Origin of the sequence: Brevundimonas sp. UBA7506, from assembly GCF_002479495.1 — a bacterium.
In the GTDB taxonomy this organism is placed as follows: domain Bacteria; phylum Pseudomonadota; class Alphaproteobacteria; order Caulobacterales; family Caulobacteraceae; genus Brevundimonas.
Window position 1 is genome coordinate 20562 of record NZ_DLNQ01000012.1, and the last position, 10509, is coordinate 31070.

At 67.8% G+C, this 10509-nt stretch carries 9 protein-coding genes; 4 read left to right on the forward strand and 5 right to left on the reverse strand.

Going from position 1 to position 10509, the window contains the following annotated elements:
• Positions 1-22: 22 nt before the first annotated feature.
• Positions 23-1303: a glycosyltransferase family 4 protein gene (locus tag B3K53_RS11800; RefSeq protein WP_292084541.1), complete on the reverse strand. Its 1281-nt coding sequence runs from the start codon at positions 1301-1303 to the stop codon at positions 23-25.
• Entirely contained in the window at positions 1303-2295 is a 993-nt protein-coding gene (locus B3K53_RS11805; protein WP_292084542.1) for a KpsF/GutQ family sugar-phosphate isomerase, read from the reverse strand. Before B3K53_RS11805 ends, B3K53_RS11800 begins: the two co-directional genes overlap by 1 nt.
• Before the next feature lie 186 nt (positions 2296-2481).
• Here B3K53_RS11805 and otsB point away from each other — a divergent pair, with 186 nt between their 5' ends.
• The 3 genes from otsB to B3K53_RS11820 are packed head-to-tail and all read left to right on the forward strand — an operon-like array spanning position 2482 to position 6439.
• Positions 2482-3246: a trehalose-phosphatase gene (gene otsB / locus B3K53_RS11810; RefSeq protein WP_292084544.1), complete on the forward strand. Its 765-nt coding sequence runs from the start codon at positions 2482-2484 to the stop codon at positions 3244-3246.
• Positions 3243-5030 carry a glycoside hydrolase family 15 protein gene (locus tag B3K53_RS11815; protein ID WP_292084545.1) on the forward strand — a complete coding sequence of 596 codons (1788 nt, stop codon included), beginning with the start codon at positions 3243-3245 and terminating at the stop codon, positions 5028-5030. The genes otsB and B3K53_RS11815 overlap by 4 nt, the downstream gene beginning before the upstream one ends.
• Positions 5027-6439, forward strand: a complete 1413-nt coding sequence (locus B3K53_RS11820) for an alpha,alpha-trehalose-phosphate synthase (UDP-forming) (protein ID WP_292084546.1) — start codon at positions 5027-5029, stop codon at positions 6437-6439. Before B3K53_RS11815 ends, B3K53_RS11820 begins: the two co-directional genes overlap by 4 nt.
• A gap of 6 nt (positions 6440-6445) precedes the next feature.
• On the opposite strand, the gene B3K53_RS11825 is transcribed toward B3K53_RS11820, so the two are convergent.
• Entirely contained in the window at positions 6446-7057 is a 612-nt protein-coding gene (locus B3K53_RS11825; protein WP_292084548.1) for a glutathione S-transferase family protein, read from the reverse strand.
• Positions 7058-7168: 111 nt separating this feature from the next.
• On the opposite strand from B3K53_RS11825, the gene B3K53_RS11830 reads away from it, so the two are divergent.
• Complete coding sequence (locus B3K53_RS11830) at positions 7169-7876, forward strand: helix-turn-helix transcriptional regulator (protein ID WP_292084550.1); 708 nt, start codon at positions 7169-7171, stop codon at positions 7874-7876.
• On the opposite strand, the gene B3K53_RS11835 is transcribed toward B3K53_RS11830, so the two are convergent.
• Both B3K53_RS11835 and B3K53_RS11840 read right to left on the reverse strand, forming a co-directional pair.
• Positions 7870-9072, reverse strand: a complete 1203-nt coding sequence (locus B3K53_RS11835; protein WP_292084551.1) for an acetyl-CoA C-acyltransferase — start codon at positions 9070-9072, stop codon at positions 7870-7872. The two genes, B3K53_RS11830 and B3K53_RS11835, sit on opposite strands and share 7 nt — an antisense overlap.
• A 250-nt stretch (positions 9073-9322) precedes the next feature.
• Positions 9323-10228 carry an SDR family NAD(P)-dependent oxidoreductase gene (locus B3K53_RS11840; RefSeq protein ID WP_292084553.1) on the reverse strand — a complete coding sequence of 302 codons (906 nt, stop codon included), beginning with the start codon at positions 10226-10228 and terminating at the stop codon, positions 9323-9325.
• Positions 10229-10509: the final 281 nt, after the last annotated feature.

A 10509-nucleotide genomic window follows, 5' to 3' on the forward strand; every position in this document is an offset into this window, starting at 1 on the left:
CGTTCTGACCCTTGATCCGTTCTCATGCCGGACTGGCGAGACAAACATCCATGCTCTGGTCCAGGCCCAGTCGTGCTTCAACCGTCGCGAAGTGGCCAGGCCAGGTCGGCGGGGCGTAGGCGGTCGCGATCGGACGTTTCAGCGTCGCCGTCTCGAGCGCCGCCAGCCAACCCAAACCATCCAGCGGGTCGATCAGGGTCGCCTGGGCCACCAGTTCGCGGTGGGCCGGAATGTCGGAGGCGATCAGCGGCACGCCGAGGGCGCAGGCTTCCACTGCCGGCAGGTCGAAGCCCTCGACGGACGAGGGAGCCAGCACGGCTTGGGCGCCGCTCATGAGGTCGGCCAGGGCAGTGTCGGGCAGGTTTTCGACCTGGTGCACCAGGCCCTGAAGATTGGGCGAGCGCTGCAGATGGTCCAGCACGGCTTCGTTTTCCCAGCCGTAGCGCCCGATCAGGACCAGACGGGGGGCCTCATCGCCCATCTTCTCCTGCAGGCGTCGCCAGATGGTCAGCAGGAAGGCCAGGTTCTTGCGCGCTTCGATCGTGCCGACGTGGACGAAGTAGGGACGCCGCGCACCGCTCGGCTCGGCCTTCATGAAGACGGGCTCCAGGCCCAGGTGCGCGACGTCGATCGGCGGAGCAGCCAACTCCTCCCGGTCGGCGAAGGCCAGCAGTTCATGCGCCGTATAGTGGGAGTTGACCACGATCCGCGAGGCGTGGCGCAGGGCCGTCAGGACGCGGCGGCGATGCTTCGTCCCGTCGCCGGGCCGGCAGAACTCGGGATGGGTGATCGGAATCAGGTCGTGCAGCATGACGACGCGATCGATCCCCTGGCTTCCCAGGCTGGCCAGGATGTCCGGCGTGTTCAGGCTTGTATGCCCGACATTGAAATAGAGCTTGGCCGGTGGCGGCGCGGCGATCCGGCGCGAACGGAAGTACTGCTTCCAGACGCGGCTCTTCTTCTTCGTCTTGGGCTGATGCGGGTCGGGCGCCTCGCCGATCACCGAGGCGGTCGGGCGGTCCGCTTCAAGGGCGGCGAACAACCGGCGCTCGTTGGTGTTAAGGGCGCGGGCGTCGGAGCCGCCGGTCCAGCGTTGACGCAGGTCGACCATGCAATCCCGGAACCAGGCGTCGTCCACCGCAGCCAGTTGATCGTGGCGAGACCGGACCGGCACCATGCGGTAGTCAGGATGATCGACCAGCCATTCGGCATAGGCCAGACAGACGCGGTCCACGCCTGTCGGCGCGCTTCGGTCCGTGCGGCTCAGCAGGCGGCTGGCGTCGAAAAGAATGTCCTGTGTCATCAGGAAACGTAGCCGGCCTGCATCAGCTCGGCGATATGGATGATGGCGACGGGCCGTTCGTTCTCGACCACGAAGAGGTTGGCGATCTTGTTGGCGCTCAGCAGGTCGACCACGTCGCTCATGCGGGCGTCGGGATCCACCGTGATGGGGGTGCGGCTCATGATGTCCTCGGCGCGCAGGGCCGAGATGTCGCTGGTGAAGGCGCGGCGGATGTCGCCGTCGGTGATCATGCCCGCCAGGCTGCCGTCTGAATGCAGGACCGCGACGGCGCCCTTGCGGCCGGCGGACACGGCCGAGACCACGGCGCTGAAGTCGGCGTCCATCGGCACGCTGGCCGGGGTGGCGGCGTTGTCGCCCATCCATTCACGCACGCTCTGCAGGCTCATGCCCAGGGCGCCGCCGGGGTGGTGCAGGCCGAAGTCTTCCCTTGTGAAACCGCGGCGGTCCATCAGCACCATGGCCAGGGCGTCGCCGATGGCCAGGGTCATCAGGGTCGAGGTGGTCGGCGCCAGGCCGTTGGGGCAGGCCTCGGCCACCTTGGGCATGGTCAGGCTGACCGCCGAGTGACGGCCCAGGAAGCTGCCGGCGCGCTGGGTGATGCCGATGACCGGAATGTCGTTGCGCTGGCAATAGAGCAGGGGATCGCGCAGTTCGCGGCTCTCGCCCGAGTTGGAGATGGCCAGAAGCGTGGTGTCGGGGCGCAGCATGCCCAGGTCGCCGTGGCTCATCTCCGCCGGGTGGACGAAGAAGGAGTTGGTGCCGGTCGAGGCCAGGGTGGCGGCGATCTTGCCGCCGATGTGGCCCGACTTGCCCATGCCTGTCACGACCAGATAGCCAGGACGCGACAGGATGATGTCGCAGGCGCGAGCGATCGAGACGTCGATAGAGCGCTCCAGCGCCTCCAGGGCCTCGATGTTCAGACGCACGACCTCGCGCGCTCGATCCGTCATCGTAGCGATCTGCTCGGGCGACGAGTGAAGCGTGTTGGGCATGGGCATCGGCTCCTGAGACGCCGGACCGCTGCGGCGGTTCTTCATGGCGCATCCGCGAATTGCCCCATCTGGATTGTTCGCACAATGGCGGGGCTGCGACGGAATTGTCACCTTGGCGGACAACCTTCCTGGTCCCGGCGCGTTCCCAACTGTCTCGACAACAGCATCGAAACGAGTCCGGACCTTATGTCCTCTGCCTCCGGGGCGATCGCCTCATGCCTGCCCAAGCCGCCTCTCGTACTGAAGAAGCCCGCGCTCTTTCTGGATCTCGACGGGGTGCTGGCGCCCCTGGCGCCGACTCCGGACGCGGTGGGACCGGACGCCCGGCGCACCGAGGTGCTGAGCCGACTGACCGATCGGATGGAGGGCCGGGTCGCCATCGTCAGCGGGCGAACCTTGAGTGAGATTGATCGGATCAGCGACGGCGCGGCGCGGGCGGCGTCCGGCGTGCACGGCCTGCAAAGGCGTCGCGGCGACGGATCCTTCGCCAATCGAACACCGGACCCCGCCGTGCGCCGGGCGGTGGCCGCCTTCGACGCCTTCGCCGCAGACCGCCCCGGCGTCATCGTCGAGGACAAGACCTTGGCGGCGGGTCTGCATTATCGCCAGGCGCCCGGCGTCTCGGACGAGGCGCTCGCTCTGGCCGCGTCTTTAGCTGAGGAGACTGGCCTGGCCCTGCAGCCCGGCTCCATGGTCCTGGAGCTGAAGACCCCGGGCACGGACAAGGGCGCGGCCCTCACCGCCTTCATGGCCGAAGCGCCGTTTACAGGGGCGCTGCCCATCATGGTCGGCGATGACTTGACCGACGAGCATGGCTTCGAGGCGGCGGCGTCTCTGGGCGGGTTCGGCGTCCTGGTGGGGCCTGAGCGGCTGACGGCGGCCCGCTATCGGCTGAAGAACGTCGCCGCCGTTCTCGACTGGCTGGATCAGATTGAAGGAGGCGCCGCATGAGCCGTCCCAACCTCGACCTCGCCCCGATCGGCAACTGCTCGGTCAGCGCCCTGATCGACCGGAGCGGCCGTTTCGTCTGGGCCTGCGCCCCGCGCGTGGATGGCGATCCGGTCTTTTCCGCCTTGATGGACGGCGATGATCCCGAACACGGTTTCTGGGCCATCGAACTGGCGGACATGGTCTCGATCGAGCAGGCCTATGTGCGCAACACCGCCGTCCTGCGCACGGTGATGACCGACGAACGCGGAGCCTCGGTCGAGATTCTCGATTTCGCGCCCCGCCATCTGAAGCACTCGCGCATCTATCGCCCCATAGCCTTCGCGCGCGTCGTGCGGCCGCTGTCGGGGGCGCCGCGCATCACCGTGCGGCTGCGGCCCTCGGCGGACTGGGGGGCGCGTCGGGCGGAACAGACCTCCGGCTCCAACCATATCCGCTATCTGTGCACCGACCTGACGCTGCGGCTGACCACCAACTGCCCGGTGACCCATGTCCAGAATGAGCGGACCTTCCGTCTCGAGGGCGAGCTGGCCTTCTTCCTGGGCCCGGACGAGGGCTATGACCAGTCGGTTGTGGCGGGGGTTTCGGCGGCCCTGGATCAGACCATCCAGCACTGGAAGCTGTGGACCCGGACCCTTTATGTGCCGCTGGACTGGCAAGAGGCGGTGATCCGCGCCGCCATCACCCTGAAGCTCTGTGTCTATGAAGAGACCGGGGCCATCGTCGCCGCCATGACCACCTCGGTGCCCGAGTTTCCCGAGAGCGGGCGCAACTGGGACTATCGCTTCTGCTGGGTGCGCGACGCCTATTACACGGTGCGGGCGTTGAACCGGCTGGGCGCGGTGGACATCCTCGAGAACTACCTCGGCTATCTGCGCAATCTGGTGGATGACGCCAAGGGCGGCCATGTCCAGCCCGTCTATGGCGTGGGCCTGGAGGCGGCGATTGGCGAGCGGATCGTCGACAGCGTCGAGGGCTATCGCGGCATGAAGCCGGTGCGCGTCGGCAATCAGGCGCACGAGCATCTGCAGCACGACGTCTATGGCCAGATCGTCCTGCCCCTGGTCCAGGCCTTCTTCGACGAGCGGATGTTGAGGCCCGGCACGATCGACGACTTCCACGCGCTCGAAAAGGTCGGCGACCGCGCCTTCTCCATGCACGACCAGACCGACGCCGGTCTGTGGGAGTTCCGCACCATCGCCCGGGTCCACACCTATTCCTCGGTCATGTGCTGGGCCGCCTGCGACCGGCTGGCCAAGGCGGCGCGGCATCTGGGTCTGGCTGAGCGCGGCGAGCTGTGGGACGAGCGGGCCCGTCTGATCCGGGCGCGGATCGAGGCCGAGGCCTATCTGCCCGACGAGGGTCGCTTCGCCGCCAGCTTCGGCGGAACCGAGTTGGACGCCTCCCTCTTGCAGATGACCGATCTGGGCTTCCTCGACGCTCGCGACCCACGCCAGGTGAAGACCTTCGAGGCGGTCGAGCGCGACCTGAAACGCGGCCCCTATCTGTTCCGCTATATCCACCCCGACGACTTCGGCGAGCCGGAGACGGCGTTCAACTTCTGCACCTTCTGGTTCATCGAGGCCCTGCATCTGAACGGCCGGACCGAGGAGGCGAGGGCCATCCTCGACGAGATGCTCAGCCGGCGCACCCACGCCGGTCTGCTCAGCGAGGACATCGCGCTTCAGGACGGCGAGCTGTGGGGCAACTACCCCCAGACCTATTCCCTGGTCGGGATCATCAACTGCGCGGTCCTGCTCAGTCGTTCGTGGCAGGACGCGCGATGAGCCGCCTGATTGTCGTTTCGAACCGCGTCTCGGCGCCCAAGGACCCGGCCTCAGGCTCGGTCGGCGGCCTGGCCATGGCCTTGTCGGCGGCGCTGCGGAAATACGACGGCCTGTGGTTCGGCTGGTCCGGCGAGACGGTCGAGCAGTTCACCGGCGAACTGAACATCGAGGACCGCGCCGGCGTCACCGTCGCCACCGTCGATCTGGAGCCGCAGGACGTCGACGAATATTACAACGGTTACGCCAACAAGACCCTGTGGCCGCTGTTTCATCACCGGGTCGACCTGACGGCCTATGAGCGGTCCTATGGCGAGGGCTATGAGCGCACCAACCGCCGCTTCGCCGAGGTGCTGCAGCCGCTGATCCAGCCCGACGACATCATCTGGATCCACGACTATCACATGATCCCGATGGCGCGGGACCTGCGCCGTCTGGGGGTGAAGAACCGCATCGGCTTCTTCCTGCACACGCCCTGGCCGGCGCGTCAGCTTCTGGTCACCCTGCCGCATCATCGGCGGCTGGTGGAATCGATGTTCTATTTCGACCTGATCGGTTTCCACACCCAGGAATGGCTCGGCCTGTTCGAACGCTACGTCGAGGTCGAGGCGCGGGGGCGGGTGTCGCCCGACCATGTGATCGAGGCCTTCGGGCGCCGGGTCCAGGGCGGGGTCTTCCCCATCGGCATCGACGTGGACGGCTTCCTGGCCGCGCGCGATTCGGTGCTGGGCGGCAAGACCTATGACCGGATGGCGGCGTCGGCGGCTTTCCGCTCGATGATCGTCGGCGTGGACCGGCTGGACTATTCCAAGGGGCTGGAGCAGCGCTTGCTGGGCTTTGAGCAGTTCCTGGAGGACAACCCCGCCATGCGCGGCGAGGTCTTCCTGTTGCAGGTGACGCCGATCTCTCGCGATGACGTGGACACCTATCAAGATATTCGCGGACGGCTGGACGCCCTGGCCGGGCGCATCAACGGCGCCTATGCCGACATGGACTGGCAGCCGATCCGCTATCTGAACCGCACCTTCCGCCGGGATCAGCTGGCGGGCCTCTATCGCGCCGCCAAGGTCGGACTGGTCACGCCCCTGCGCGACGGCATGAACCTGGTGGCCAAGGAATATGTCGCGGCCCAGAATCCCGAGGATCCCGGCGTGCTGATCCTGTCGCGCTTCGCCGGCGCCGCCGAGCAGATGGGCGAGGCCCTGCTGGTCAATCCCTTCAGCCGCGAGGAACTGTCGGAAGCCATCAAGAAGGCGCTGACCATGCCGCTGAAGGAGCGCATCCGCAAATGGCAGGCCCTGATGCAGGTGGTGCGCGACACGGATGTCGGGATCTGGCGCGACAGCTATGTGAAGGCGCTGATGAAGGTCGAGCGTCGCGCCGACGACGAGCACATCGCCGGCGTGTTCTGAGGCAGTCTAGCTGGCCTGTGCGTACTGCGCGGGCGCCCCGTCGCGGGCGATGGCGCGGGCGTGGGCCGGGCGCGCCGCCAGCCGCTCGACATAGGCGTCCAGCAAGGGGCTGTCCGGCAGGTGCTCGCGCGCCCAGGCTACGGTGCTGCCGATCAGGACGTCGGCCACGGTGAAGCGGTCGCCCATCAGCCAGGGGCCTTCCCACAGGGCTTCCAGCAGCCGGGTGACAGCAGCGTCATAGCGGGACTTGGCGTGGGCGTCGGTTTCGACCGCACCCGTGATCTTGTTCCACAGCGACGGCTCCAGCTCGCCCGAGGCCCAGAACATCCAGGTCAGCAGCGGGCCGCGCTGCGGCGAGTTCGGGGGGAAGCCCAGTCCGGCCTCGGGATGCAGGCCCGTCAGGTAGAGGGCGACAGCCGCTGATTCCGTGATCAGGGCGCCGTCGTGCAGCAGGGCCGGGACCTTGCCGTCGGGATGCGGGTTCTTCGGGTCGGCGGCGCCCGCGCCGTCCATGCGGCGGATGTCGCAATATTCGATGCGGCAGTCGGCCCCCAGTTCCTCGACCAGCCAGACCAGGCGCGAGGAACGGGACCAGGGGGCGTGGAACAGGGTCAGCATCGATAATCCTCCCAGATATCGCGCCGCGACGGGGCGTCGGCGGCGGTTCGTCTTGACTACTGACACCCTGCTGCCACCATGCTGTCAGCAGTGTTCGGTCAGGGTGGGGACATGAGACGCGCCGACCGACTGTTCCAGATCATCCAGGTGCTGCGCCGGGCCTCGCGTCCGGTGACGGCCGACGCCATCGCGGCCGAGCTGGAGACCTCCAAGCGCACCATCTATCGCGACATCGCCGCCCTGCTGGGGCAGCGGGTGCCGATCCGGGGCGAGGCGGGGCTGGGCTATGTGCTGGACGGCGGGTTTGACCTGCCGCCGCTGATGCTGACCTCGGACGAGATCGAGGCGGCGGTGCTGGGGGCGCAATGGGTGGCGGCGCGCGGCGATCCGGCCCTGGCGCGGGCGGCGCGCGACCTGACCGCCAAGATCGCCGCCATCGTGCCGGAACGCTTGCGGCCGGTGGTGCTGGAGCCGTCGGTGGCCACGCCCCCTCCCTGGGAGCAGAAGATCGAGACCGTGGACCTGGCCCAGGTGCGGGCCTGGATCCACGCCGGGCGCAAGCTGCGGCTGCACTACGCCGATGAGCAGGGGCGCGAGACGACGCGGGTCATCTGGCCCTTCCTGATCGGCTATCATGAGCGGGCGCGACTGCTGCTGGCCTGGTGCGAGACGCGCGAGGACTTCCGCAGCTTCCGCGCCGACCGGGTGGTCGACGCCGAGTTTCTGGACGACCGCTATCCCGGCCGACCCGCCGTCCTGCGCCAGCGCTGGTTCGCAGCGATGGAGGCGCGACGGGCGGCCGAGTGCGGGCCTCAGTAGATCTCGAACAGACCGGCGGCTCCCATGCCTCCGCCGATGCACATGGTGACGACGCCGTATTTGGCCCCGCGCCGCTTGCCCTCGATCAGGACGTGGCCGGTCATCCGCGCGCCGGACATGCCGTAGGGGTGGCCGATGGAGACGGCGCCGCCCGAGACGTTCAGCCGGTCATTGGGGATTCCCAGCTTGTCGCGGCAGTAGAGGACCTGCACGGCGAAGGCCTCGTTCAGCTCCCAGATGCCGATGTCGTCCATAGTCAGGCCGTGGCGCTTCAGCAGCCTGGGCACGGCGAAGACGGGGCCGATGCCCATTTCGTCCGGCTCGCAGCCCGCCACCGCCATGCCGCGATAGGCGCCGAGCGGCTGCAGGCCGCGCTTCACCGCTTCGCCCGCCTCCATGACGACCGCCGCCGAGGCGCCGTCGGACAACTGGGATGCGTTGCCGGCGGTGATGAACTCGCCCTGCTGGATCTCCTCGCCGCCGCCGAAGACCGGCTTGAGCGATTGCAGGCCCTCAAGGGTGGTGTCGGGGCGATTGCCTTCGTCCTTCGACAGGGTCACCTCTTTCGACGAGGTCTCGCCGGTGGCCTTGTCCACGACCAGCATGGAGGTCGTCATCGGCACGATCTCGGCGTCGAAGCGGCCTTCGGCCTGGGCGGCCGCCGTGCGCTGCTGCGACTGCAGGGCGTATTCATCCTGGGCGTTGCGGCTGATGTTGTAGCGGCGGGCGACGACCTCGGCGGTTTCCAGCATCGACATATAGATGTGGGGCGACAGCTTCAGCAGCGCCTCGTCCTTCATCCGGTAAAGGTTCATGTGCTGGTTCTGGACCAGAGAGATGCTCTCCAGCCCGCCGCCGACCGCCATCTTCTGGTGGTCGAAGACGACCTGCTTGGCCGCCGTGGCGATGCCCATCAGGCCCGAGGCGCACTGGCGATCCAGGCTCATGCCGGGAACGGAGGAGGGCAGGCCCGCCGCCAGCGCGACTTGGCGGGCTACGTTCGTTCCGGTTGAGCCCTGTTGCAGGGCCGCGCCCATGACGACGTCCTCGATCTCGGCAGGATCGACGCTGGCGCGCGCGACCGCGTGCTTCACGGCGTGAGCGCCCAACTGCTGCGCCTGGGTGTCGTTGAAGGCCCCGCGATAGGCTCGTCCGATCGGGGTGCGGGCGGTGGAGACGATGACGGCTTCACGCATCGAGAAGTTCTCTCTTTTTGGGCGCTATCGCTCGGCGCGCGGCGCCTCGCTGCTTGAGCGCGTGAGAGGACGCTGTCGCCGCGATGCGGACGCGCGCTGCGGGAAGCGCGTTTCCTGCCTAACAGAGAGAAGATAGGCGCCTCACGTCACGTCAACGCAAGGCGCCTTCTGAGAAGTGAGCGCGGGCCTCAAGCAGCGAGGCGCCAAATGGCCTCAAGCCGCGAGCGACCGCGTCGCGAGCATAGGCCTCTTAAGATGAGTGATGCGTCTGGGCTTTCGTCAGCTCGATCATGCCCTGGGCGGCGCCCATGTCCGGCACGATCTCGTGGCTGCGATCCGAGATGGCGTCGAAGCGGGCGGCGACCTGTTCGGGAGCGTCCGAACCGACGGCGAAGTCGCCTTGGGTCAGGGTCACATAGGCCCGCTCGAAACCGCCGGCGCCGGCGGCCAGGATGGCGCGGGTCGGGGCGTCGCGGCTGACCAGATGCAGCAGGCCCGGCGTCACCAGCTCCGGCCCCAGGGCCTCCAGAGGCAGGCCCTGCAGGTCCTCGGTCATGCGGGTGTGGGCGGTCGGGGCCAGGGCGTTGACGCGGATGTCGTTCTTGGCCCCCTCGATGGCCAGGGTCTGCATCAGGCCGACCAGGGCCATCTTGGCTGCGCCGTAGTTGGCCTGGCCGAAGTTGCCGAACAGGCCTGACGAGGAGGTGGTCATGACGATGCGGCCGTAGTTCTGGGCGCGCATGATGTCCCAGACCGCCTTGGTGCAGTGGACCGCGCCCATCAGGTGGACCTCCATCACCAGGCGGAAATCGGCCAACTCCATCTTGGCGAAGCTCTTGTCGCGCAGGATGCCGGCGTTGTTCACCAGAATGTCGATGCGGCCCCAGCGCGCCATGACCTCGGCGACCATGGCTTCGACCGCCGCCGCGTCGGTGACCGAGGCCGCATTGGCCATGGCCTCGCCGCCCGCGGCCTCGATCTCGGCGACCACGGCCTCGGCCGCGGTGGCCGACCCGCCCGAGCCGTCGCGGGCGCCGCCCAGGTCGTTGACCACCACCTTGGCTCCCCGCGCCGCCAGGGCCAGGGCGTGTTCGCGGCCCAGACCGCCGCCCGCACCCGTCACGATCGCCACCTGGCCGTCGAACCTGATCGTCATGCCTTGCCTCCGTTGTGTTTCAAAATGGTCCTAGCAGGCTCGATTGAGGGAAAAAACGGCCCGATGTGTTGAAAGGGCGCCACAGTTGTCACAATGCGGGGAAAGATGGCGGAACCTGAGCGGTCTCGTGCCGTTGAAGCCCCCTGAGTGCTGACGTCATCGACGACGGCTTTCGGATCAACTTGAGTGTGAGGACACTATGAAGCTCAAACTTCTCGCCAGTGTCGCCGCGGCCGGGCTGTGCGTGGCCGGCGCTGCGTCGGCTGAGCCGGACGGCTGGT

What these genes read in the sequence shown, in the direction of transcription:
- B3K53_RS11835 (WP_292084551.1), bottom strand. Translation starts at nt 9,072, where the DNA reads ATGCGTGAAGCCGTCATCGTCTCCACCGCCCGCACCCCGATCGGACGA.
- B3K53_RS11800 (WP_292084541.1), bottom strand. Translation starts at nt 1,303, where the DNA reads ATGACACAGGACATTCTTTTCGACGCCAGCCGCCTGCTGAGCCGCACG.
- otsB (WP_292084544.1), top strand. Translation starts at nt 2,482, where the DNA reads ATGTCCTCTGCCTCCGGGGCGATCGCCTCATGCCTGCCCAAGCCGCCT.
- B3K53_RS11815 (WP_292084545.1), top strand. Translation starts at nt 3,243, where the DNA reads ATGAGCCGTCCCAACCTCGACCTCGCCCCGATCGGCAACTGCTCGGTC.
- B3K53_RS11820 (WP_292084546.1), top strand. Translation starts at nt 5,027, where the DNA reads ATGAGCCGCCTGATTGTCGTTTCGAACCGCGTCTCGGCGCCCAAGGAC.
- B3K53_RS11805 (WP_292084542.1), bottom strand. Translation starts at nt 2,295, where the DNA reads ATGCCCAACACGCTTCACTCGTCGCCCGAGCAGATCGCTACGATGACG.
- B3K53_RS11825 (WP_292084548.1), bottom strand. Translation starts at nt 7,057, where the DNA reads ATGCTGACCCTGTTCCACGCCCCCTGGTCCCGTTCCTCGCGCCTGGTC.
- B3K53_RS11840 (WP_292084553.1), bottom strand. Translation starts at nt 10,228, where the DNA reads ATGACGATCAGGTTCGACGGCCAGGTGGCGATCGTGACGGGTGCGGGC.
- B3K53_RS11830 (WP_292084550.1), top strand. Translation starts at nt 7,169, where the DNA reads ATGAGACGCGCCGACCGACTGTTCCAGATCATCCAGGTGCTGCGCCGG.